Raw genomic sequence first — 21,101 nt, 5'->3', positions numbered from 1 at the left:
GCTTCCGGCCCTTACGCCAGGAACTCCGAGGCCACCTTTGCCGCCACGGTGCGCACCGCATAAACCGGCGCAAAGACCGGCCGCTTCGGCAGCAGGGGCGCAGGCGCCGGGTGCTCGACGCCCGGCAGGGCGATGCGCTGCAGGGCAATCCGCTGCCATGCCCACGGCAGGAAATAGTTCCGGGCCCAGGCGAGGTCCCCGGCCCTGGCATCGCGCCAACTGCTGCTTTGCGGCGGGGCCTTCGGCTCCAGAGGCTGCAACGAATGCGGCACCTGGAGTGTGTCCAGCACCTTCATGGCGATGGTGTGGTGGCCCAGCGGCGAGAAGTGGAGCCGGTCCGGGTCCCACATCCGCGGATCCCTGAGTTGCCGCAGGGTCCAGAGGTCCACCAACAGGCAGTCGTGTGCTGCGGCGACGATCCGGATGTTCTCGTTGAAGATAGCCACCCTGGACCGGCTCCGCCCCAGGATCGGAGTGTGCCGCCAATCCGGGCCGGCGAACAGCATGATCGTGGCGCCGGTTGCACTGAGCCGTTCCACGCCGGCCTCGAGTTTGGCGGCCAGCTTGTCGGGATCGGTCCGGTGGAACACCATGTCGTTCCCGCCGGCCGACAGCGTGATCAGGTCCGGCTTCAGCTCCAGTGCTGGCTCCGTCTGCTGATCAAGAATCTGCCCCAGAAGCAGGCCGCGAATGGCCAGGTTGGCGTAGGCAAAGTCTTTCCGCTCTGCGCTGAGCTCCTCTGCCACGCGGTCCGCCCAGCCCCGGAGCCCTCCGGCGCAGCGTTCCTCGGGGTCGCCGACACCCTCCGTAAACGAATCTCCCATTGCCACATAGCGGCTCCAAGGGTGTGGGGCCGTTGCGTCCGCAGCGGAGTTTCGGGGTCCAAAGTGGCCGATGTTTTTCATCGCCTCGTCCTCTCCCTTGCGCCCCGGCGCTGTACGCCTGCGGCGTTATCCAAGGAACGTTCGAAGTCTCCGCAAAATTCCTCAAAAGTGCCGCAACTTGTGAATTTTTTCCCGGCCCGTCCCCGGCGCGAACGTACAGTTGTGGCCCCGTTTCCGTGCGGAAATGGGGCCACAAGTGTCCGTTCGCGCTCCCTGGGCGCTCAGTAGAAGGAGATGAGCTCCACAAGTTCGCCGACGCGGTCCTCCGGGTAGTTCCGGGCGATGTCCGCCTGGGTGAGGATGCCGATCAGGTCGTGGCCGTCGATAACCGGCAGCCGGCGGACCTGGTGTTCTTCCATGGTCCTGATCGCTTCCTCGATGGAATCGTCGGCACCAATGGTCACCGGCTTGCCTTGGCCGAAATCGCCGGCCTTGGCCGTGCGGGGGTCGCCGCCTTCCGCGAAGCACTTGATGACGATGTCGCGGTCGGTGAGCATGCCCTTCAGCTTGTTGTCCTCCCCGCAGATCGGCAGGGCACCTACGTCCAGTTCCTTCATCTTCCGCGCGGCTGCTTCCAGCGTTTCGTTTGCACCGATGCATTCAACGCCGCCGGTCATGATTTCGCGTGCTGTGGTCATGGCGCTCTCTCCTCATTGAGTGGATAGGCTCTTGGGCCGCGCCGGTGGTGCCGGTGCCTTCGACTGCGCACCAGACGCATCAACGGTCACGCGTTAACGCTAAGTATGCTGACCGTTGCTGTCCAGACGTGAAAGGTTGGCGGGCTCCCGGGCTGTCCATTGACGGTTCCGTTCCCGTGCCTGACACTAAGGCGATGAACGGCACTGATGAAGAGAAACAGTCGACCATCAACCAGGTCGTTGAACGGCTGGCCGGGCGCTTCCCGGATGCCGACCGTGGACGTATCGCGGGGATAGTGTCCGAAGAGTATGACGCCCTTGACTCCGGCCGGATCAGAGCGTTCATCCCCACCCTGGTGGAAAAGGGCGCGAAGGCCCGGCTGCGCAACGAATTGGCACCCGAGGTCACCTGACATTTGCCCGCCGGCCTCCGTACCCGCCGGCCCCGGTTCTCACGCGGTGGCCCCTTAAGGCCGTTCCACTGCCGCGCCCCAAAGGTTTTCCCAAGGTTGTCCGGCAAGAATTTTTCTTGCCGGACACTCGTATGCCGCGCGAAACCCGGCATGGCACCGGGAACGGCGGGCCCTCCCCGGACCCGGTGCCTTCACTACCGCAGCGCGATGCCCGTGTGGCTCTCCAACGCCCCAAGCAGTTGCGCCTGGAACGCTGCGTCTTTTACGGCGGGATGGGGCTCCCGGCGCTGGTGATGGAACCAATATCCTCCGGACTCGCGGTCCCCACCCGAGCGCGTGGCGAGCCACACCTGCGTGACATGCCCCAGCTCCAGGTCATCAGGCGCGGCAGGTCCGCCCATGCGGGTGGGCACCCAGCCCGGATCCACTGCGTTGACTTCAGCTTCCGGCCAGCGGTCGGCCAACGCCGCTGCAAGCGCCGTGACATACAGCTTGCTGTCGGAGTAGGCCGCAGGCCTCGTCGCAGCATTCGTCCAGTCGATTCCGCGGAGGTCCGGCGTGCCGTACCGGTGCATGCCGCTGCTGATGTAGACGAGGCGGCGCGGACGGGCCATGAGCGCGCTCAGGACGTACGGGGCCACAGTGTTCACCGCAAAGATCTCGTGGCCGCTGTACACGCCCGCGTTATGGATGACGGCATCGAACGGGCCGTATCTGGCGGCCTGTTCTGCCACCTGCACCGTCTCATTGAGGTCGGCCAGATTCCCGACGACGGTCCCCGCGGCCTGCTCCCGCACCTCGCCGGCGTCCGCGAGCCGGGACTCATTCCTGGCATGCAGCACCACGTCATGGCCCTGCCGAATCAGTGCCCAGGCGGCGTTCAGCCCGAGCCCGCCGGCAGAACCGGTGATGAAAATTCTCGCCAATCTGTGCTCCGTTCCGCGCTTGCCGCGTATCAGACTGCCTGATCAACAGTAAAGCCGGCACCCCTCGTCCGGGAGGTACTGGCAGGGACTCCCACGGTTGTTAAGAGAGGCCCTACGGTCGAGGTGTGAACGGGTCCCTGCCATGAGCCTGCCGGAAATTCCCGTGCCAGGGCGGGAAGAGATTCGGGGGTCCTGTAGTTACCCCTTACGGCAGGGCCTGCCTCTCGCCACCGCGAGTGGGTGAAGTTTTCACCTGCGGCCCGTTCCACCGACACCGATACACAGGAGAACCATGCCTACCGTCAACGCTTACGCCGCGCCGTCCGCTACCGAGGATCTCATCCCTACGACCATTGAACGCCGCGACGTCGGCCCGCACGACGTCCTCATCGAAATCAAGTACGCCGGCATCTGCCACTCCGACATCCACACCGTCCGCGGCGACTGGGGCCCGCAGCAGTACCCGCTTGCCCCCGGCCACGAGATCGCCGGCATCGTCACCGAGGTGGGTTCCGAGGTGACCCGCCACAAGGTCGGCGACCGGGTCGGCGTCGGCTGCATGGTCAACTCCTGCAAGGAGTGCGCCAACTGCCTGGCCGGCGAGGAGCAGTACTGCCTCAAGGGCAACGTCGGCACCTACGGCGCCGTTGACCGCGACGGCACCATCACGCAGGGCGGCTACTCCACGCACGTGGTGGTGGTCGAGGACTTCGTCGTCACCATCCCGGACGGCATCGAACTCGACGTCGCCGCTCCCCTGCTGTGCGCCGGCATCACCACGTACTCCCCGCTGCGCCACTGGGGCGCCGGCCCCGGCAAGAAGGTCGCCGTCGTCGGCCTCGGCGGACTCGGCCACATGGCCGTCAAGCTCGCCCACGCCATGGGCGCCGAGGTGACCGTGCTGTCCCAGTCGCTCAAGAAGCAGGAGGACGGGCTCCGCCTCGGTGCGGACCACTACTACGCCACCAGCGACCCCGGCACGTTTGACGCCCTCGCCGGGAGCTTCGACCTGATCATCAACACGGTCAGCGCCTCGATCGACATCAGCTCCTACCTGCAGCTGCTGTCCCTCGACGGCACGCTGGTCAACGTCGGCGCCCCCGCCGAGCCGCTCCCGGTCAACGCGTTCGCCCTCATCGGCGGACGCCGCGCCTTCGCCGGTTCCATGATCGGCGGCATCCGCGAAACCCAGGAGATGCTCAACTTCTGCGCCGAGCACGGCCTCGGCGCCGAGATCGAGGTCATCCCGGCGGACAAGATCAACGAAGCCTACGAACGCGTCCTCGCCTCGGACGTGCGCTACCGCTTCGTGATTGACACCGCCACGCTCTAAGGCAATAAGCGCCCGACGGCGGGCCGATCACCTAAGGGGGCCGGCCCGCCGTCGTACGGAAATTGCCTTATCAGCAGCCGGATCCGCAGGGCCTGGGGGGAATGCTGACGGATCCGGCCGCACTGTCCCGGCACGGGATAGACGCGATCCCGCCGGGGCTTTCCCATACTGGCGGAACGGACTTGGAGAAAACCGGATCCCAACGCCTGGCCGGCCCCAGACCACCCGTTTTGGGGGTATACAAGCGATCACTCCCACTTTTCTTACGGCTGGCGGAGGACGATAATTAAATCGACCACCGGGGCTGGGCCGGCGGCGGTGTCGCCTGTCTGAGACCAGGGCGACCCCCCCAGCCGCCGCCGTCCCTTAAATTCCCAACTGACTCGCAGTTGTTGCCGTTTTCAGCCTTGAAAACGACAACTACTGCGAGTCAGTTGGGTTAATTCGGGAACTCAGGCGTGCGTGGGCTCCTCGACCAGCGCTGTGGCGATGCTGTCGGCGTCCTCCAACGCGGCGAGGTAGCGTTCCGCGTCCAGGGCCGCGGCGCAGCCGGTGCCGGCGGCGGTGATTGCCTGGCGGTAGCGGTGGTCCACGGCGTCGCCGCACGCGAATACGCCGCTCAGGTTCGTGCACGTGGTGGGCGACTCCACCTTGATGTAGCCCTCGGCATCGAGCTCCACCTGGCCCGCCACCAGCTCGGTGCGCGGCACATGCCCGATCGCCACGAACAGCCCGGTCGCGGGCTGCTGCCGGGTTTCGCCCGTCCGGGTGTCGGTCAGGGTGACGCCGCTGACCTTGCCGTTGCCGTGGATCGCCGTGACGGCCGAATTCCACGCGAACGTGATCTTCGGATTGTCCTTGGCCCGCTGCGCCATGATCCGCGAGGCGCGCAGCTCGCCCTTGCGGACGACGACGGTCACGGACTTTCCGAAGCGGGTCAGGAAGGTGGCCTCCTCCATCGCGGAATCGCCGCCGCCCACCACAATGATGTCCTGGTCGCGGAAGAAGAACCCGTCGCAGGTGGCGCACCACGAGACGCCGTGGCCGCTGAACTGCTTCTCCTCGGCCAGCCCCAATTCCTTGTACGCCGAACCGGTGGCCAGAATGACGGCGGGCGCCTCGTACATCTCGCCGCCGCCGGTGACCACACGCTTGAGGTGGCCTTTGAGCTGAACGGAAGTGGCGTCGTCGAACACCACCTGCGCGCCGAACTTCTCCGCCTGCTGCTGCAGGCCGTCCATCAGCTCGGGCCCCTGGACGCCCTCCGGGAAGCCGGGGAAGTTCTCCACCTCGGTGGTGTTCATCAGCGCGCCGCCGGCCGTGACCGCACCGGCCAGGACCAGCGGCCTGAGGCCAGCCCGGGCGGCATAGATCGCGGCCGTGTAGCCGGCGGGCCCGGAGCCGATGATGATCAGCTGCTCGGCGCTGACCTTCGCTTTACTGGCCTCCCCTGCGGCGGCATCCTCGGGCTTGGCGGTCTTGGTCACGGCTGGCTCCTTCTCTTCGGACTCATTCAGGCAAACTGCTACTGGGCGTCGGCGTGGCGGCCGGGCAGCAGCTCGGTGACCAGCGCCTCCACGCGGGTCCGGATCTCGTCGCGGATGGGGCGGACGGATTCAATGCCCTTACCTGCGGGGTCTGCGAGCTCCCAGTCCTCGTAGCGCTTGCCGGGGAACACGGGACACTCGTCGCCGCAGCCCATGGTGATCACGACGTCGGCCTCCTTGAGGGCTCCGGTGGTGAGGACCTTCGGCACCTCCGCGGAAATATCGACGCCGACCTCGGCCATGGCATCGACGGCCGACGGGTTCACCTCGAACGCGGGCTCCGAGCCGGCAGAACGCACCTCAATTGCCCCGCGGGACAGGCTGGTGAGGAAACCGGCGGCCATCTGCGACCGGCCGGCATTGTGCACGCAGACGAACAGGACTGTGGGCTTCTTCGCTGGATCCTCGGTCATGGCTGTCTCCTGAAGTTGGTGCGTACTCAAGTGCAACAAGAGCGGCCAGTTCAATCAAGAGCCCGAGGGGAAAGGGCGCATGTCAATCAAGAGCCCGAGGGGAAAGGGCGCATGGGAATGCAGTGAATTTTGTGGGACGATGCGGCATGAACAGCGGTGCGGGCGGCCACGTGGTCCTGCTCGGAGACTCAATCTTTGACAACAAGGCCTACGTCGACGGCGGCCCCGACGTCGTTGAGCAGCTGCGCGGTGAACTCCCGTCCGGCTGGAAGGCAACGCTGCTGGCCCTTGACGGGGACGTGATCGCCGGAGTCCACCGGCAGCTGCTCGCCCTTCCCGACGACGCCACCCACCTGGTGGTCAGCGCCGGCGGCAACGATGCGCTCGGCTTCGCCCACCTGCTCGAAGCGCCCGCACGCTCGGTGGCCGAGGCCCTGGAGCTGTTCGCCGATGCTCAGGAGCGGTTCGCCGCCGACTACGAGCTGATGGCAGGCGCGCTTGCGGCATCCGGCCTGCCGGGAACGGTGTGCACCATCTATGACACGCCCTCCGCCGGCCCCCTTTACCGGCTGATCAGGACCGCCCTCACGGTGTTCAATGACCGCGTGACCAGGGCCGCGTTTACCCGGGGCCTCAGCCTGATCGACCTCCGGATCATCTGCGACCACGACGGCGACTACGCCAATCCGATTGAACCCTCCGTGCAGGGCGGGGCCAAGATTGCCAAGGCGATCGGCGCGCTGCTGGACCCGAACCGCCGGGCGCCGCGGTCAACGGTCATCGGCGGCTGACACCCCCAGCAGATTCACCTGGGCGGGGCTGTGGAGCCGCGGACCACCAGCCGGGGCGTGACGCACCTGTCCGCAATGGGGGCCCCGGGATTGCTCAGCCGTTCCAGCGCGACGCCTCCGGCAATTTTTCCCAGTTCCACAGCGTGCATGTCCACGGACGTCAGGTCGATCCCGTGTAGCCGGGCAGTCCGCGAATCGTCGTAGCCCACGAGCGAGAGGTCGCCGGGAACCGTCAGCCCCATCCCGTACGCGGCTTCGCGGACACCCAGGGCGAACTGGTCGTTGTGGGTAAAGACGGCCGTCGGGCGGCCGGGTCCGCCCAGCAGCTCCGCCGCCGCACGTTCCCCGGCCTCCTGGGTGAAATCGCCAGCCACGACGGTGCGCGGGCTCAGGCCGGCGTCCCGCATCACTTGCTCGTAGGTCTCCTGGCGGACGGTGTGGCCGTCAAAGGGCGGTCCGGCCAGGTGGGCAATCCGTGTATGCCCGAGGCCCAGCAGATGCTCGACGGCGGCCCGCGCCCCTGCGCGGTCGTCGGGGTACACGCTGTCCACCCCCTCCACCCGGCGGGTGACACTGACCACCGGAACCGTCTGCGCCAGTTCCCGTACCCTTTCGTCAGTCTCGAGCAGCGTCGCCGCGATGATGATCCCCACCCGCGCCTCGATCAGCGAGTCGACCGCACCCTGGTCCTCGCCGCCGATCGAGCGGGCGACGCTCAGGATGAGCCGGTTGCGCGCCTGCGGCAACGCCAGCCGGACACCGTTGAGGACGTCCGAGAAGACCTCGTTCCGCAGGTCCAGAAGATAAAGTCCGACGGCGGTCCGGGACTTGCTTGCCAGGGCGGCGGCTGCCGCGTTGTGCCGGTATCCCAGACGTTTCGCGGCGTCGAAAATGGCCTGTTTGGTCTCATCGCTGACCCCCGCGGCGCCGCGGAAGGCGAAGGACACGAGGGTGCGGGAGACGCCGACTTCGCGCGCAACATCAGCCTGGGTGGCCGGGCGGTGCTGCCGCTCAAGAGTCATACCGCCATCCTCCCACGGCGGGAAACACACGAAATTAAAATCATTTGTAAGTTTGACCTTACATTTAAGCCTTTCGCGCGTTAGTCTTGTCTGTGACGGCGGGCACACGACCCGCAAAACTGAGACAAGGAAGTCCTGATGTCTGCAACCCAAGCCCAGCGCGACGGCGCATCCAGTCCCTCACTTCCCCCGCTGACCAACGGCCCGCACCGTAAGCGCCTCGGCATGGTGGCCACGATCGCAACCTTCGGCGGCCTGCTATTCGGCTACGACACCGGTGTCATCAATGGCGCACTCCGGCCCATGACGGCCGATCTTGGCCTGACCCCCATTACCGAGGGCATCGTCACCAGCTCCCTGCTGTTCGGCGCCGCCGCGGGCGCGGTGGGCGGCGGCCGGCTCTCCGACACCTGGGGCCGCCGGAAGACCATCATCCTGCTGGCCATCCTGTTCCTCGTCGGAGCCCTCGCCTGCGTCTTCGCGCCGAACTTCGAGGTGATGGTCATCGGCCGCGTCATCCTCGGCCTCGCCGTGGGCGGCGCCTCCTCGGTGGTCCCCGTGTACCTCGCCGAACTGGCCCCTTACGAAATCCGCGGCTCGCTGGCCGGGCGCAACGAACTGATGATCGTCATCGGCCAGCTCGCGGCATTTGTCATCAACGCCGTCATCGGCAACGTCTGGGGCGAGTTCGGCGGCGTCTGGCGCATCATGCTCGCCGTGGCCGCGGTACCGGCGGTCGCCCTGTTCGTCGGCATGCTCCGGATGCCCGAATCCCCGCGCTGGCTGATCTCCCGGGGCCGCAACCAGGACGCACTGGCCGTACTGAAGACCATCCGCTCAGCCGACCGCGCCGAGGCGGAAATGGCCGACGTCAAGCACCTCGCTGACGAGGAAAAGGAAATGAACCTCTCCGGCTGGGGCGCGCTGAAGAACAAGTGGATCCTGCGCATCCTGCTCGTCGGCATCGGCCTGGGCGTGGCGCAGCAGCTGACCGGCATCAACTCGATCATGTACTACGGCCAGTCGGTGCTGGTTGAGGCCGGCTTCGATTCCGGTGCCGCCCTCATTGCCAACATCGCCCCGGGCGTCATCGCCGTCGTCGGCGGTGTCATCGCCCTAAGCATGATGCAGCGGGTCAACCGCCGCACCACCCTGCTCGTCGGCTTCACGCTGACCACCATCTGCCACTTCCTCATCGGCATCGCCTCCATCGCGCTGCCCGTCGGCAATTCAGCGCGGCCTTTCGTGATCCTCTTCCTGGTGGTGGCCTTCGTCGGCTCCATGCAGACCTTCCTGAACATCGCCGTCTGGGTGATGCTCTCGGAGATCTTCCCGCTGCACATCCGCGGCTTCGCGATCGGCGTCTCCATCTTCTGCCTCTGGATCGCCAACGCCTTCCTGGGCCTGTTCTTCCCGTCCCTGGTGGCGGCGGTCGGCATCACCGGAACGTTCTTCATGTTCGGTGTGGTGGGCATCCTGGCCCTCATCTTCATCTACACCCAGGTGCCGGAAACCCGTGGCCGGACGCTCGAAGCCCTCGAGGAGGACGTCACCACCGGCGCCATCTACCTGGTGCACAAGACCCCTGCGCCCGCGGCGCACTAGCCACTGCAGCACTAGGGCGTGTCTCCTAAATCCTGGGTTCCTTAGCCGGGATGCTTGATGGGTGTCTCGTACTTCTGTTTTGACTGACGGGCAGTGGGCCCGCATCCAGCCGTTGCTGCCGTCCTCTGCCGGCCGCCGAGGTCGTCCTTTCAGGGACGACCGTCGGGTGGTCGAGGGCATCATCTACCGGTATCGGTGCGGGATCGCCTGGCGGAATGTGCCTGCCGAGTTCGGTCCGTGGCAGACCATCTGGAAGCGTCACCGCCGCTACAGCGGTGACGGAACCTGGGACAGCATCCTGTCGGCACTGCTGACCGTCGCGGATGCCCAAGGAGAAGTGGATTGGTCGATCTCGGTCGACTCGACGGTGAACCGCGCCCACCAGCACGGCACAAACCTTCCCCGCACCACAGGGGGCCGGCGCGAATTACATGAATCTGTTTGCTGAGCCGGACGATCATGCAATTGGGCGGTCCCGTGGTGGACTGAGCACCAAGATTCACGCCCTCGTCGACGGCAAAGGCAGGCCACTGGTACTGCTGGTCGCTCCAGGCCAGGGCGGGGATGCGCCGATGTTCACCCACCTGATGGACCAGTTGAAGATCACTCGGGCCGGCCCGGGCAGGCCACGTACCCGCCCGGACCGTGTCCGCGGCGACAAGGCCTACTCGTCCCGGGCGATTCGGACGCACCTTCGCGACCGCGGCATCGTGGCGGTCATCCCGCAACCATCCGACCAGATCGGCCATCGGAAACGACGGGGATCCACCGGGGGCCGACCGCCCGCCTTCGATAAGGAGGACTACAAAGGTCGCAACGTCGTCGAACGCAACTTCAACATCTTCAAGCAGTGGCGAGCCCTGGCAACCCGCTACGACAAACTCGCCCTTACCTACCGCGGCGGGGTCGTCCTCCGGGCAATCAGCATCTGGCTGACAGCTTTAGGAGACACGCCCTAGCCCCCTGTTACCCCGCCCCGTCCGCCGGATTCACCCGAAGCCGGCGGACGGGGCTTCGGCGTTCCCAAGGACCTCAGCTGGCCGGCTGGAAGAGTTCGACGACGTTGCCGGCCGGATCCTCCAGCAGGATCTGCTGGCCGCCCGGCCCCTTGACGATGTCGTTCCGGAACGGCACTCCCGCGGCGCGCAGCCTGTCCACCTCGGCGGCGATGTCAGTCACGATGAGATGGATGCGGTTCCATCCACCCGGTGCCGGGACCGCGCCGTCGGGCATTGGCCTGCCCGCCGAACTGGTGGGCCCGCTCAACAAGAGCCGCAGCTGCCCGCGCGCGACGTCGGCAAAGGCCGGTGCGGCGTTCATTCTTACGGTGAAGCCGAGGTGCTTCGTGTAGAAGCCGACGGCGGCATCGACGTCGTCCACCATGTACCGGACACTGACCAGGTCTTTGACGTTTGCCAGATCCTCGGGGTTGCTGGACATTTCCCTTTCTCCTTAAGTTGGGAGTCGTCTCTATACGGAAGCCTCATCAGATGGAAACCCCGTCGGGTGAAAGCCCGGATCAGACGTGCTGGTCCACGATGACGGGGTTGCCGTCGGGGTCCACAAGGATGAAGCTGGCAGGCCCCGTACCGTCCCCGGTTTCAGCGATGAAGGGAACACCCAGTTCCTTCAGCTGGCGCTGGAGATCGCGCACATCGGTGAACGACTCCAGCTGCTGCGCGTCCTGGTTCCATCCGGGGTTGAAGGTCAGGGAGTTCTTCTCAAACATTCCCTGGAAGAGCCCGATCACCGTCTGCCCGTTCCGGAGGATCAGCCAGTGCTGGTCGGCGTCGCCCCCGGATTTGGTGAATCCCAGCTTCTCGTAAAACGCCGCCGATGCCGCGATGTCCTTGACCGCCAGGCTGAGTGAGAAAGCGCCGAGTTGCATGAGCTGCTCCAGTCTCCGGAACGTTCCGGGCCACGTACTTTTTCCGATGGTACTCGCGGCACGGCCGAAGGGCTGGGTGTGGGCGGCACAACACTTGTCCGACACAACACTTGTTCAACACCAAAGTTGCTAAAACGCGTCCGTGTGGTTGAGTTCCGGCAGGACCACCAGGGGGTCTCCGGCAAAGTGCAGCCTGCGGGAAGACTGCCCATCAATCCAGGTGAAAACAACGGAGCCGCCAAACGGCACGCTGCCGGCGGCGCCGGAGCGGACAGGGCTGCCCGGGTTCCGGGTCTCCATCTCCGGCCCCGGGGCCAGTGTCCCCCACGCTGCCGGCAGGTCGGCGTCGTGATCGTTGCCAGTGTTCGCATCCATGCATCTATGGAACCAGCTGCGGGTGAACAGGCTGTGAACGTGGCCCGGGCAACACGCCGCCCCAGTTCACACCCTGCGGACCCCCCGTTCCCCCGTGGGGCCCAAGGAACCCCAAAGTTCTTCCAAGGATGAACGCCGATACTTTATCCAGGGCCGGCGGCGGTGGCCCTTGGTCCACCCTCCGGGACCTGGCTGCCTAACCCAGTCCGCCGCCGGCCCCAAACGATGCTGCTCCCCGGCAGCCAGCCGCGTATGCTGTACAAGCGAGCTACTGGCGGGTAAATTCAATACAGGCCTCTGCGATCTTCCTGCAGCGACCCCTTCAGGTGTTGTGCACCGCCCGGAGGTAACGCCGCTGTAGCCTCACGGTGGCCATCCCGCACCCCAGAGGAAAGAGCCTGCCATGGCCACCTCGCATTTCCAGCAGTTCCTTCACGACGCCACCTCCCCCGCCCCCGAAACTGACAGCCCGCTGGGGCCGGACTGCCTTTACGGGCTGTATACGAGCTGGTGCCTGCTCCAGGGGCTGACGCCGAAAACCGACTCGTCCTTCCGGGCCGGCATGCGCCGCTGCCGCATCAACCTCCGTGGCACCAAGCGGCGGATGAAAGGGCGCGCCGCGGCCGACTACATCCTTGCCAGCTATCCTTACGCCGGCTGACCATGTCGCTCAGTTCCCCCGACTTCCGTTCCGACGGCGCCGGCGAAGCACGGGTCCGGCCCGTGATGTGCAGCCGCTGCGGCACCGATTACCACCTCACCGTCAGATCGGTGACGGACATCCGGGACTGTCCGCCCGACGTCGTCATGGTTGCCTACACCTGCAGCCGTTGCCGGCTCTTCAGTGAACATCCTGCCCAGGTCGCCGACCTGTCCGCGGTCCTGGGGCGCCGGAAACAATCAGGGGACGTCCTGATCTTCGGCGGGCATTACATGCACTGCGGACAACCGATGGCCAAGGCAGGATCGGAGCTCCGCCGGCTGTCCGCACCGCTGTCCACTGAAGGCGCAGCGGAGGACAATCTGGATGTCTACCTGGCCACCCGTGTCCTCAGGTGCGTGTGCGGCTTCCAGATGGAACTGCCCGAATGACGGGAATCGTACATTTGAAGTACAAACTTACGCCCGGGTAACTTTGTGCGGGGCCCCATCCTATTCCCCCATGCGGATGGTCGTCCCCGGGAAGCCCCGCACCGCCTTCACAATGGTGCGGGGCTTTTTCGCGCCCCGGCCCCTCCCGTCTTGAGGTTCCCGCCTTACACTGGGCACACCTACTACAGGCCGGGGGGCACGTTTGGGTACACGGGGGCTTTGTCTGGTCATCGAGGATGACCAGGACATTCAAGATCTGGTCACTCTGATCTTGGCGCGGATCGGATTTGACGTTCACGCGGTGGGCAACGGCGCTGACGGGGTGGCCGCAGCGTGGGAACACCATCCCGTCCTGGTGACGCTGGACCTGAACCTGCCGGACATGGACGGACTGGAGGTGGCGCAGCACATCCGCGCCCGCTCCGAGGCACCGATGCTGTTCATCACGGCCCGGGCGGAGCTCGACGACGAATGGGCCGGCATGGCATCCGGAGCCGCCGCCTACCTGATCAAGCCTTTCCGCCCGCGGCAGCTCACAGAGACGGTCAACAAGCTGTGCCCCGTCGGTCCGCTGACGGCCCACGGCCTCGAACCACGGGCCTGACGGCGCACCGCAGCACGGGGTTCCGGCAACAGCGCCAGCCAGCCGGCGTCGTTCCTTTCTGTTTCCGCGCCCTGTATGCGCAGGCGGGACATCGGCTCCATAATGTCCCCATAAAACTTCGGGGACACTCGCGCCGGTGAGCTGGCAGGGCGCCGCAGGGTCCCAGGCGGCCGCCCCGGCTGTCGGCGAAACGGGCGGCCACGCGGCCCGGGCAAGGACGGCCAGTCCGCTCCCGGAGCCGACCCGTTCCCGGAACTGACCGGGGACCAACGCCATCAACTCAACGAGGAGTGAACTGTCATGCTCAAAGACACACCAGTCGCAGCTGTCCTTCCGGCGAAGGACATTGCCAGGGCGAAGGAGTTTTACCGGGACAAGCTGGGACTGGAACCCCAGGCACCCGGGGACGACGACGTGATGTACCAGTGCGGCAACGGAACCAGGTTCCTGCTGTACCGAACAGACAACGCGGGCACTGCGAAGAACACCCAGATGGGGTGGGTCACGGACAACGTCGAGCGTGACGTGCAGGAACTGCGGAGCCGCGGCGTCGTCTTCGAGGACTACGATCTCCCCGGCTTGAAGACCGAGAACGGCATCGCCAGCTCGGATGCCGGCAAGGCGGCTTGGTTCCTGGACAGCGAAGGCAACATTCTGAGCCTCTTCGAAATGCCGTAGTTCCGGCAGCTCCGTGTTCGCGGAGTTTGGTGCGGCGCCATGCCGGGGCGGGAACCGGAAAGGAGTCGGAACCACGCTGTTCCGGCCCCTTTCCGCCTATTTCGCGGCCCCCGGGCAGTGAAGGGTTTCGACCTGCCCCGCGACGCTTGATCCCTCTGCCCCGCCGGAGCAGAGGGCCCCCAAAGAAGAGGATTGAAAAAACCATAAATTCATCAATTCCTCAATTACGAGTCTCGCCGACGGCCGCCTTCGCCGTCAATAGCCAAACCCTTAGTGCCCAAATCGAGACCTGTCGGACATGCGCCCCGGGTGGGGCCTACAAGCACGTTTGGACAGTCTCAACTTCGGGTGTCGGCAGGCTCAACTTCGGGCTACGACAGGCTCAGCGGGCGCCGGGGTCCGCAACCGCCTCGCCGGACACCTCGGCCAGCGTGAGGCTGCGCTCCCGCGCCTCAGTCAGGAATCCGGCCAGGACCTGCTCGGTGGTGCGGCCGGTTCTTGCACTGACGGTCCGGACAGCGTCAGTTACCAGCGCGCGCCTTCCCAGCGATTCCTCCAGTACAGCCGCGGACTGGTCGGTCAGGACGGCCGCCTCCAAGCCACCCGACACTGCCTGCGACTCTCTGATGCGGGCCAGGCCGCCCGCGTCCGCGGCGGCTCGGGCGCGCAGCACGGACTCGGCAACAAGCAGCAGATCTGCGATCTCGGGAACGGACAGCCAGTACTGCAGGCGCCCGTCTGTCCGACGCCCCGTCACAAGATGCTGGGCACGCAACTGAGCGAGATGCCCGGCCAGATGCGATGGCTTCAGTCCTGTGGCTGAACACAATTCCGCCACGCTGGCAGGGCCGGACGCGAGCACCGCAAGCGCATGGACCCTTGCAGGGTGCGCCAGCGCCTTGAACAGTTCCGCGTCACCAGCCGCGACCCGTTCCCCGAGTCCTGCACGTCCCGTCACAGCTGCCCCAATCTGACAGAAGCACACATGTTCTTAACCGATTATCTCCCCACAAAACCCTCGCCAGCGCAATGGAATTGGCATTTTCCACTGCGGCATTACCACGCTGAATTCGTTGTCATGCAAGGGCCAATACCCCTCCCGGCGGACGCACTGCGCTGAAATAATTGTGTTAATCGTTTTCAACATACGGCGGTCTGCCACCCGGGACGGCGCGGCACCCTGCTGGCCCAGGAAAGGAACGAACACCCATGCCTGTCTCACCAGCCACTCTTGGAAGGACCGGAACCCGCCCCCGCAGCCGGCCAGGTCCCCGCGGGCCAGCCCGCCACATGTCGGCCAGGTCCTGATGCAAGCCAACCTGCCCCTCGCCGATGAACTGGCAGCTCTCACAGCCAGGATCGCCGACCTCCTACTGACCCACGAAACTGTCGACGAAGCCGTTTCGGCGCTCGCCCAGGCCCTGAAGGAGGCCATCCCGGGAACCCTGGGGGCAGGCGTCAGCCTGATCGACACGCGCGCCCGGCGCACCAGCACGGCCTCAACTGATCCCGACATCCTGCAGGCAGACAAGCTTCAGTACGACCTTGGACAAGGACCGTGCCTGACTGCCTGGGCCCAGCAGACAACAGTCACGGTCCAGGACACGCGTACCGACCCCCGGTGGCCCGCCTGGAGCCGTGCCATTGCCGGCTTGCCCGTTCGCTCGGTGATCAGCACGCCGCTGTCCACCCCTGACGGCGCCATCGGGGCACTGAAGGTCTACTCCCCCGTCCAGAACGGCTTGGACTCCAAGGCCGTCCGGTTGCTTGAACTGCTCGCCCGCCCGGCGGCGCTGATGCTGGCCAACACCCAGGCCCGCGACGCCGCCGAGCGGCTCAGCGACGGACTGATCAGCGCCCTCGGCGCCCGCGATGCCATCGGCACAGCCACCGGAATCGTCATGGAACGGCTCCATGTCAGCCGGGACCAGGCACTCGCCACCCTCATCAGCACCTCCCGGCGCCGGAACGCACCACTGCACCAGCTCGCCCGGGACATCATCGGCGGCGGCAACCTGTAACCGTCCGTCATAAAACTGCCTTACCACGCGCCGTAACGGCACGTGCATGAGGGGGCTGCCGCCGTCGTCAAAAACCTCACTTCCGGGGCCGGGAACGGGTGAAGCCGCAGCCGGCTACAGCATTTTCCGGCTCTGCGCAATTTTGGCGCGCGCGCCGGTTCCAAGGAAAATAGCGAGACAGCACACAATGCACGTCCCGCTTACTTCAGGAGAACCATGACTAACAACATTGCCCCGGGTGCCGGGTTGAACGCCGCCCCGACCGCAGGCGTGGTCGCTCTGGACGACCTGGATCTCACGCCCGCGGGACTGGCCGACGCACCGGCGAGCGAACTGGAGACGGACACCCTGGTGCACCCTGGCGTCAGCTAGGTTGCTCCACCTGGCCAAGCGCCAGGCGGCTCAGGTACCGCAGAAGGTCCGGTAGGGACCAAAGCTTTCCGGCGCGCCCTCCGCGTAGCGCTCGACGCCGGGACGCTCGTTATAGGGGTCCGTCACCGCTTCGAGCAGCCGCTGGAGCGGGCCAAGGTCACCTTCGGTCGCAGAGCCGAGTGCTTCCTCAACGAGGTGGTTGCGGGGCACATAGGCAGGGTTGATCCGGTCCATGGCGTCCGCATCCGGGTTCAGCGCCCGCCAGCGTTCGGCCCAGGCATCGAATGCCTCCGGCTCCGGGAACATGCTCCGTGCAGGGCCGCCCTTGCCGCGGGCCGTGCTGCCAAGCCGCCGGAAGAACGACGTGTAGTCGACCCGCCCCTCCCGCAGAAGCCCGAGCAGTTCGTCAGTCAGGGGCGAAGCATCGTCATCGGCAACACCGTCCAATCCGAGCTTCGCCTTCATGCCCGCGAACCAGGTGGCACTGTACTGCTGGCGGAATGCCCCCAGTGACTCCTGGGCGCGCTCGACGGCAAGCTCCTCGTCGTCGTCGAACAGCGGCAGCATCGCCTCCGCCAGGCGCGCAAGGTTCCACTCTGCGATGAGGGGCTGGTTCGCATAGGCGTAACGGCCGGTCTCGTCGATGGAGCTGTAGACGGTGGCGGGGTCGAAGGCGTCCATGAAGGCGCAGGGGCCGTAGTCGATGGTCTCGCCCGAGATGGCCATGTTGTCCGTGTTCATCACGCCGTGGATGAAGCCCACCAGCATCCACTGGGCCACCAGCGAAGCCTGGGGCCCGATCACCGCATCGAACAGTGCCAGATATGGGGTGTCCGCCTCCGCGGCGTCCGGATAGTGGCGGGCAATCGCGTGGTCGGCAAGGCGGCGGAGGAGAGCGCCGTCACCGGTCGCCCGGGCGTACTGGAAACTTCCCACCCGCAGATGGCTGCCCGCGATGCGCGTCAGGACCGCTCCCGGCAGCACGGTTTCCCGCTGGACGGGACGGTCAGTGGCCACGACGGCGAGCGACCGGGTCGTGGGAATGCCCAGCGCGTGCATCGCTTCGCTGACGATGTATTCGCGCAGCATCGGCCCGACGACGGCCAAGCCGTCGCCACCCCGGGCGAACGGCGTGCGGCCGGAACCCTTCAGGTGGATGTCACGGAGGCGGCCGTCGACGCCGGCAATCTCACCGAGCAGGAGCGCACGGCCATCACCCAGTCTCGGCGCAAACCAGCCAAACTGGTGGCCGGAGTATGCCTGCGCAACGGGAGTGGCGCCGTCGGGCACTGCATTGCCGATCAGCAGCGGAAGCCCTTCGGGGCTGCTGAGGAAAGCCGGATCAAAACCCAGTTCCGCGGCCAGCGGCTCATTCAGGACCAGCAACCGGGGGCTTGGGACCTCCTCGGCCTTCCAGGGGATGCCCATTTCGGCAAGCTCAGTGGCGAAGCGGCTTTCAAAGGTAACGGTTGATGCGGCTGAAGCGCTCATCTTTCAAGCATACGTTCGCCGCCCGCCCCAACGCCCCATCAGATCCTGCCGCCTTTCCCCCAACGCCCCATCAGATCCTGCCGCCTTTTCGCCAACGCTCCATCGCATCCCGTCGCCGCCTGGCCAACGCTCCATACCTAGTGCAGGCACGAAGTGCACGCACTGTGGCAGCGGGAGCGACAGTAACCGTCAGAAGCGGCGGGTGGGTGTCCCGCGACGACGGCGGCCTACCATCGACTCCGCGACACCAATGAGGGCAACGGCCGCAACAACAGCAACGACGAAGCCGAGGACATTCAACTCAAAGATGTCGCCAGTACCGAGCAAGCTGGCCACAACTCCACCGATAACGGACCCCGCCAGCCCCAAGAGCAGCGTGGCGACGATCCCGAGATTCTGCCTTCCCGGTTTGATGAGGCGGGCAAGGGCCCCGATAACGAGACCGGCGACGATAAATCCAATCATGATCCATAGCCTTCCTACTTGCACATGACAAGTTCTGAGATGGTGTAGGAAGTCTACTTACTATTAGATCGTAATCATGCTTACTATTGCTGCGTGCTGGTTCATCAGCAGCAGCTAACCCTCAAAGGAAAGAGAGCAATGATGACCGAGAACCCATTCGGCACCGACGTGGAGAACACGGGCCCGGGCACGACCGGTTCGGGCACCACGGGCTACGGCACAACTGGAACGGGCACCACCGGCTACAACGCCACGGGCGCGGGCAGTGCCGGCTACGGCACAAGCGGCTCCGCCACGGCCTACCAGGACGATGCTTCCAAGAAGGATGTGGCCAAGGACGAGGCCGCCCACGTGGCGGGCCACGCTGCCGGGGCAGCCCAGAACGTGGCCGAGACGGCCAAGTCCGAGGCGAAGAACGTTGCCTACGAGGCCAAGAACAGCGCGCGGGACCTGCTGCACCAGGCAAAGTCTGACCTGACCAGCCAGGCCGGCACTCAGCAGACCAAGGCCGCCGAAGGCATTCGCAGCATCTCCTCGCAGCTGCGCACCATGGCCGAGGCACCGGACCAGCAGGGCGTGGCCTCGGACCTGATCCGGCAGGCCGCCGACCGCTCCGAATCCGTCGCGTCCTGGCTGGACAACCGGGACCCGGGTTCGCTCCTAAATGAGGTCAAGTCCTTCGCCCGCCAGCGCCCGGGCACCTTCCTGCTCCTCGCGGCAGGCGCTGGCCTGCTTGCCGGACGCCTGGGCCGCAGCCTGCAGGCCGGCGCCCCCGAAACCGGCACCGGCTACGGAACAACGGCCGGCACTGTTCCCCAGTACCCCGTCCAGCCGCCCGTCACGGAAAGCAGCCTGACTTCACCGGCCGCTCCCCTGTATGACGCACCGCAGGCAACCCCGACGAGCTACGCGGAGACGGTGTATGGCGAGGCCGCACGCCCCGGATTTGACGCTCCGGGTTCAGCCGGCGTTCCGCTGCGCGATCCCGAGGACCCGTACACCGAGGGTGGAGGTCGTCCCCTGTGAGCAGCCAGATACCCGATACCCCGCCAACGGCCGCGCACGCGAAGGCCGACACCACGTCCCTGGGCGACCTCCTCGGTGAGGTCACCCGGGACCTGTCCACCCTGATCCGGCAGGAAATCGAACTCGCCAAAGCCGAACTCAAACAGTCCGGCACCCGCGCCGGCAAGGGCGGCGGCATGCTCGCCGGCGCCGGCGTCGCCGGGCACTTCGTGCTCCTGTTCCTCTCCATCGCCCTCTGGTACGCCCTCGGCGAGCTGATGGGACTGGGCTGGTCCGCCGTCGTCGTCGCCGTGATCTGGGGCATCATCGCCGCGATCCTGGCCTCCGTCGGACGCAAGGAACTCAAAGCCATCAAGGGCATGCCCCAGACCGTCGAAACCGCCAAGGAAATCCCGCCCACCCTCAAACCGAACGGAGACCACCGATGAGTGAGAACCCGGACGCCATCCGCGCCGACATCGAAGCCACCCGCGCCCGCCTCGGCACCAACGTGGACGCGGTCGCCGACAAGGTCACCCCCTCCAACATCGTCCAGCGCCAAACCAGCAAGGTCCGCGACGCCGTCTTCGGAGTAAAGGAGAAAGTCATGGGCACCGCAGAACACGCCACCCACAGCGCCTCCGGCCACCTCCACTCCGCCGCCCACACCACCGGCGGCGGAGTCCACCAGGCCACCGACGCCGCAGGCAACGCCCTCCACGGCGCCGGCGAAGCGATCGCCGACGCACCCCGCCAGGTCGCCGCGAAAACCCAGGGCAACCCCCTGGCCGCCGGGCTCATCGCCTTCGGCGCCGGACTGCTCGTCTCCTCCCTGATCCCGCCCAGCGAGAAGGAACGCGAAGCCGCCGACAAGCTCAAGACCGCGGCCGAACCGGTCACCACCCAACTGACCGAAACCGCCAAGGACATGGCCCAGGGCTGGAAGGAACCCGCCCAGGAAGCCGTCGAAAACGTCAAGGCCACCGCCACCGACGCCGCCCAGCACGTCAAGGAAGAAGGCCAAACCGCCGCCTCCGACGTCAAAGCAACCGCCACCGACGCCAAAGACCACGTCCAAAACACGTAGTCGACATGAGCCGGACTGATTCAGCAGGGCTCTGTCCCGGCACTGAATCCGCCCTGCTGCATGTCCCCTGGAACGCTGCATCCGCAACCTCGTGGATGCAGCGTTCCAGTCGTCTTCAGGCGTTCTTAAATCCAGTCCGCGTACAGCCACCGCCCAAGAACCGATCGGAACCAAACGATGACCACCCAACTGACTCGCAGTAGATGCCGTTTTGGGCCCTCAAAACGGCATCTACAGCCAGTCAGTTGGGCCGCGCCGGCGCCGGGTCCGGGCGTCGTGTATCCCGCGCAGAATATTGGGAGTAGGCTCGAAAGCAGAGGTGAAGCGCGGAGCTCCTGCGGTGGTGTTTGCCTTGTTTGTTACGCGTTGGCCGTGGATCCAACCAGTCCGCGATCGTTTCCGGAGCTTGGATCCGGCCCAAAGAATGGATTGTGGGATCCTCCTCCCAGTG

General features: G+C 66.0%; 26 protein-coding genes. 14 read left to right on the top strand and 12 right to left on the bottom strand.

Annotated elements, in window-relative coordinates:
- Positions 1-11: 11 nt before the first annotated feature.
- Positions 12-824, bottom strand: a complete 813-nt coding sequence (locus ACFTR6_RS08685) for an SGNH/GDSL hydrolase family protein (protein WP_377957670.1) — start codon at positions 822-824, stop codon at positions 12-14.
- A 281-nt stretch (positions 825-1,105) separates the two neighbouring features.
- Entirely contained in the window at positions 1,106-1,522 is a 417-nt protein-coding gene (locus tag ACFTR6_RS08680; protein ID WP_076800719.1) for a CBS domain-containing protein, read from the bottom strand.
- A gap of 194 nt (positions 1,523-1,716) precedes the next feature.
- Here ACFTR6_RS08680 and ACFTR6_RS08675 point away from each other — a divergent pair, with 194 nt between their 5' ends.
- Entirely contained in the window at positions 1,717-1,935 is a 219-nt protein-coding gene (locus tag ACFTR6_RS08675) for a three-helix bundle dimerization domain-containing protein (RefSeq protein WP_076800717.1), read from the top strand.
- A 194-nt stretch (positions 1,936-2,129) separates the two neighbouring features.
- Here ACFTR6_RS08675 and ACFTR6_RS08670 read toward each other — a convergent pair whose 3' ends face one another.
- The gene (locus ACFTR6_RS08670; protein WP_377957596.1) at positions 2,130-2,861 is read right to left on the bottom strand and encodes an SDR family NAD(P)-dependent oxidoreductase; all 732 of its coding nucleotides are present in this window, start codon (positions 2,859-2,861) and stop codon (positions 2,130-2,132) included.
- Between the two features lie 292 nt (positions 2,862-3,153).
- On the opposite strand from ACFTR6_RS08670, the gene ACFTR6_RS08665 reads away from it, so the two are divergent.
- The gene (locus ACFTR6_RS08665) at positions 3,154-4,194 is read left to right on the top strand and encodes an NAD(P)-dependent alcohol dehydrogenase (protein ID WP_377957594.1); all 1,041 of its coding nucleotides are present in this window, start codon (positions 3,154-3,156) and stop codon (positions 4,192-4,194) included.
- 452 nt (positions 4,195-4,646) lie between these two features.
- Here the strand turns inward: ACFTR6_RS08665 and trxB are convergent, their stop codons facing one another.
- Both trxB and ACFTR6_RS08655 read right to left on the bottom strand, forming a co-directional pair.
- Positions 4,647-5,681 carry a thioredoxin-disulfide reductase gene (trxB, locus tag ACFTR6_RS08660; protein WP_377957593.1) on the bottom strand — a complete coding sequence of 345 codons (1,035 nt, stop codon included), beginning with the start codon at positions 5,679-5,681 and terminating at the stop codon, positions 4,647-4,649.
- Between the two features lie 38 nt (positions 5,682-5,719).
- The gene (locus ACFTR6_RS08655) at positions 5,720-6,154 is read right to left on the bottom strand and encodes an arsenate reductase ArsC (protein ID WP_076800711.1); all 435 of its coding nucleotides are present in this window, start codon (positions 6,152-6,154) and stop codon (positions 5,720-5,722) included.
- A gap of 146 nt (positions 6,155-6,300) precedes the next feature.
- Here ACFTR6_RS08655 and ACFTR6_RS08650 point away from each other — a divergent pair, with 146 nt between their 5' ends.
- Positions 6,301-6,945, top strand: coding sequence for a GDSL-type esterase/lipase family protein (locus ACFTR6_RS08650; protein WP_377957592.1), 645 nt, complete (start codon positions 6,301-6,303; stop codon positions 6,943-6,945).
- Between the two features lie 14 nt (positions 6,946-6,959).
- Here the strand turns inward: ACFTR6_RS08650 and ACFTR6_RS08645 are convergent, their stop codons facing one another.
- On the bottom strand, positions 6,960-7,967 hold the full coding sequence (locus tag ACFTR6_RS08645; protein ID WP_076800706.1) for a LacI family DNA-binding transcriptional regulator: 1,008 nt from the start codon (positions 7,965-7,967) through the stop codon (positions 6,960-6,962).
- Between the two features lie 138 nt (positions 7,968-8,105).
- Between ACFTR6_RS08645 and ACFTR6_RS08640 the strand changes: the two genes are divergently transcribed.
- Both ACFTR6_RS08640 and ACFTR6_RS08635 read left to right on the top strand, forming a co-directional pair.
- Positions 8,106-9,572, top strand: coding sequence for a sugar porter family MFS transporter (locus ACFTR6_RS08640; RefSeq protein ID WP_377957591.1), 1,467 nt, complete (start codon positions 8,106-8,108; stop codon positions 9,570-9,572).
- Positions 9,573-9,633: 61 nt separating this feature from the next.
- A protein-coding gene (locus ACFTR6_RS08635) for an IS5 family transposase (protein WP_377957590.1) occupies positions 9,634-10,531 on the top strand; the annotation gives its coding sequence in 2 pieces (ribosomal slippage) (positions 9,634-9,984 and positions 9,986-10,531; 897 coding nt in all).
- 73 nt (positions 10,532-10,604) lie between these two features.
- Here ACFTR6_RS08635 and ACFTR6_RS08630 read toward each other — a convergent pair.
- The 3 genes from ACFTR6_RS08630 to ACFTR6_RS08620 all read right to left on the bottom strand — a co-directional run bounded on the left by ACFTR6_RS08630 (position 10,605) and on the right by ACFTR6_RS08620 (position 11,835).
- Entirely contained in the window at positions 10,605-11,012 is a 408-nt protein-coding gene (locus ACFTR6_RS08630; protein WP_377957589.1) for a VOC family protein, read from the bottom strand.
- A 79-nt stretch (positions 11,013-11,091) separates the two neighbouring features.
- The gene (locus tag ACFTR6_RS08625; protein ID WP_076800700.1) at positions 11,092-11,460 is read right to left on the bottom strand and encodes a VOC family protein; all 369 of its coding nucleotides are present in this window, start codon (positions 11,458-11,460) and stop codon (positions 11,092-11,094) included.
- A gap of 129 nt (positions 11,461-11,589) precedes the next feature.
- Positions 11,590-11,835 (bottom strand): hypothetical protein, encoded by a 246-nt coding sequence (locus tag ACFTR6_RS08620; RefSeq protein ID WP_377957588.1) that lies wholly within the window; start codon positions 11,833-11,835, stop codon positions 11,590-11,592.
- A 403-nt stretch (positions 11,836-12,238) separates the two neighbouring features.
- On the opposite strand from ACFTR6_RS08620, the gene ACFTR6_RS08615 reads away from it, so the two are divergent.
- The 4 genes from ACFTR6_RS08615 (at position 12,239) to ACFTR6_RS08600 (ending at position 14,209) form a co-directional block, all read left to right on the top strand.
- Positions 12,239-12,496: a hypothetical protein gene (locus ACFTR6_RS08615; protein ID WP_087874729.1), complete on the top strand. Its 258-nt coding sequence runs from the start codon at positions 12,239-12,241 to the stop codon at positions 12,494-12,496.
- A 2-nt stretch (positions 12,497-12,498) separates the two neighbouring features.
- Entirely contained in the window at positions 12,499-12,927 is a 429-nt protein-coding gene (locus ACFTR6_RS08610; RefSeq protein ID WP_076800694.1) for a hypothetical protein, read from the top strand.
- Positions 12,928-13,198: 271 nt separating this feature from the next.
- On the top strand, positions 13,199-13,531 hold the full coding sequence (locus ACFTR6_RS08605; protein WP_253250630.1) for a response regulator transcription factor: 333 nt from the start codon (positions 13,199-13,201) through the stop codon (positions 13,529-13,531).
- A gap of 300 nt (positions 13,532-13,831) precedes the next feature.
- Positions 13,832-14,209 (top strand): VOC family protein, encoded by a 378-nt coding sequence (locus ACFTR6_RS08600; RefSeq protein ID WP_087874727.1) that lies wholly within the window; start codon positions 13,832-13,834, stop codon positions 14,207-14,209.
- A 382-nt stretch (positions 14,210-14,591) separates the two neighbouring features.
- On the opposite strand, the gene ACFTR6_RS08595 is transcribed toward ACFTR6_RS08600, so the two are convergent.
- Entirely contained in the window at positions 14,592-15,167 is a 576-nt protein-coding gene (locus tag ACFTR6_RS08595; RefSeq protein ID WP_087874726.1) for a helix-turn-helix transcriptional regulator, read from the bottom strand.
- A 349-nt stretch (positions 15,168-15,516) separates the two neighbouring features.
- Between ACFTR6_RS08595 and ACFTR6_RS08590 the strand changes: the two genes are divergently transcribed.
- Both ACFTR6_RS08590 and ACFTR6_RS08585 read left to right on the top strand, forming a co-directional pair.
- A complete protein-coding gene (locus ACFTR6_RS08590; RefSeq protein ID WP_377957587.1) occupies positions 15,517-16,230 on the top strand; it encodes a GAF and ANTAR domain-containing protein in 714 nt (237 codons plus the stop codon).
- Between the two features lie 216 nt (positions 16,231-16,446).
- Entirely contained in the window at positions 16,447-16,602 is a 156-nt protein-coding gene (locus ACFTR6_RS08585; protein ID WP_157365165.1) for a hypothetical protein, read from the top strand.
- A gap of 30 nt (positions 16,603-16,632) precedes the next feature.
- Here ACFTR6_RS08585 and ACFTR6_RS08580 read toward each other — a convergent pair whose 3' ends face one another.
- Together ACFTR6_RS08580 and ACFTR6_RS08575 are read right to left on the bottom strand one after the other, a co-directional pair.
- Positions 16,633-18,093 carry a YdiU family protein gene (locus tag ACFTR6_RS08580; RefSeq protein WP_377957586.1) on the bottom strand — a complete coding sequence of 487 codons (1,461 nt, stop codon included), beginning with the start codon at positions 18,091-18,093 and terminating at the stop codon, positions 16,633-16,635.
- Between the two features lie 189 nt (positions 18,094-18,282).
- A complete protein-coding gene (locus tag ACFTR6_RS08575; RefSeq protein WP_377957585.1) occupies positions 18,283-18,558 on the bottom strand; it encodes a GlsB/YeaQ/YmgE family stress response membrane protein in 276 nt (91 codons plus the stop codon).
- Between the two features lie 141 nt (positions 18,559-18,699).
- Between ACFTR6_RS08575 and ACFTR6_RS08570 the strand changes: the two genes are divergently transcribed.
- The 3 genes from ACFTR6_RS08570 to ACFTR6_RS08560 are packed head-to-tail and all read left to right on the top strand — an operon-like array spanning position 18,700 to position 20,650.
- Positions 18,700-19,584: a hypothetical protein gene (locus tag ACFTR6_RS08570; RefSeq protein ID WP_377957584.1), complete on the top strand. Its 885-nt coding sequence runs from the start codon at positions 18,700-18,702 to the stop codon at positions 19,582-19,584.
- Positions 19,581-20,012: a phage holin family protein gene (locus ACFTR6_RS08565; protein ID WP_076800676.1), complete on the top strand. Its 432-nt coding sequence runs from the start codon at positions 19,581-19,583 to the stop codon at positions 20,010-20,012. Before ACFTR6_RS08570 ends, ACFTR6_RS08565 begins: the two co-directional genes overlap by 4 nt.
- Positions 20,009-20,650: a DUF3618 domain-containing protein gene (locus ACFTR6_RS08560; RefSeq protein WP_377957583.1), complete on the top strand. Its 642-nt coding sequence runs from the start codon at positions 20,009-20,011 to the stop codon at positions 20,648-20,650. The genes ACFTR6_RS08565 and ACFTR6_RS08560 overlap by 4 nt, the downstream gene beginning before the upstream one ends.
- Positions 20,651-21,101 lie beyond the last annotated feature (451 nt).

The sequence above is a fragment of the Arthrobacter sp. NPDC057009 genome, assembly GCF_042673905.1.
GTDB lineage: Bacteria > Actinomycetota > Actinomycetes > Actinomycetales > Micrococcaceae > Arthrobacter.
The sequence above is the reverse complement of the archived record's forward strand: the minus strand, read 5'-3'. Positions and strand labels throughout refer to the sequence as shown.

Coding starts and splice junctions, on each gene's coding strand:
- ACFTR6_RS08685 (WP_377957670.1), bottom strand. CDS start 824: ATGGGAGATTCGTTTACGGAGGGTGTCGGCGACCCCGAGGAACGCTGC.
- ACFTR6_RS08680 (WP_076800719.1), bottom strand. CDS start 1,522: ATGACCACAGCACGCGAAATCATGACCGGCGGCGTTGAATGCATCGGT.
- ACFTR6_RS08675 (WP_076800717.1), top strand. CDS start 1,717: ATGAACGGCACTGATGAAGAGAAACAGTCGACCATCAACCAGGTCGTT.
- ACFTR6_RS08665 (WP_377957594.1), top strand. CDS start 3,154: ATGCCTACCGTCAACGCTTACGCCGCGCCGTCCGCTACCGAGGATCTC.
- ACFTR6_RS08655 (WP_076800711.1), bottom strand. CDS start 6,154: ATGACCGAGGATCCAGCGAAGAAGCCCACAGTCCTGTTCGTCTGCGTG.
- ACFTR6_RS08650 (WP_377957592.1), top strand. CDS start 6,301: ATGAACAGCGGTGCGGGCGGCCACGTGGTCCTGCTCGGAGACTCAATC.
- ACFTR6_RS08645 (WP_076800706.1), bottom strand. CDS start 7,967: ATGACTCTTGAGCGGCAGCACCGCCCGGCCACCCAGGCTGATGTTGCG.
- ACFTR6_RS08640 (WP_377957591.1), top strand. CDS start 8,106: ATGTCTGCAACCCAAGCCCAGCGCGACGGCGCATCCAGTCCCTCACTT.
- ACFTR6_RS08630 (WP_377957589.1), bottom strand. CDS start 11,012: ATGTCCAGCAACCCCGAGGATCTGGCAAACGTCAAAGACCTGGTCAGT.
- ACFTR6_RS08625 (WP_076800700.1), bottom strand. CDS start 11,460: ATGCAACTCGGCGCTTTCTCACTCAGCCTGGCGGTCAAGGACATCGCG.
- ACFTR6_RS08620 (WP_377957588.1), bottom strand. CDS start 11,835: ATGGATGCGAACACTGGCAACGATCACGACGCCGACCTGCCGGCAGCG.
- ACFTR6_RS08615 (WP_087874729.1), top strand. CDS start 12,239: ATGGCCACCTCGCATTTCCAGCAGTTCCTTCACGACGCCACCTCCCCC.
- ACFTR6_RS08610 (WP_076800694.1), top strand. CDS start 12,499: ATGTCGCTCAGTTCCCCCGACTTCCGTTCCGACGGCGCCGGCGAAGCA.
- ACFTR6_RS08600 (WP_087874727.1), top strand. CDS start 13,832: ATGCTCAAAGACACACCAGTCGCAGCTGTCCTTCCGGCGAAGGACATT.
- ACFTR6_RS08590 (WP_377957587.1), top strand. CDS start 15,517: ATGCAAGCCAACCTGCCCCTCGCCGATGAACTGGCAGCTCTCACAGCC.
- ACFTR6_RS08585 (WP_157365165.1), top strand. CDS start 16,447: ATGACTAACAACATTGCCCCGGGTGCCGGGTTGAACGCCGCCCCGACC.
- ACFTR6_RS08580 (WP_377957586.1), bottom strand. CDS start 18,093: ATGAGCGCTTCAGCCGCATCAACCGTTACCTTTGAAAGCCGCTTCGCC.
- ACFTR6_RS08575 (WP_377957585.1), bottom strand. CDS start 18,558: ATGATTGGATTTATCGTCGCCGGTCTCGTTATCGGGGCCCTTGCCCGC.
- ACFTR6_RS08570 (WP_377957584.1), top strand. CDS start 18,700: ATGACCGAGAACCCATTCGGCACCGACGTGGAGAACACGGGCCCGGGC.
- ACFTR6_RS08560 (WP_377957583.1), top strand. CDS start 20,009: ATGAGTGAGAACCCGGACGCCATCCGCGCCGACATCGAAGCCACCCGC.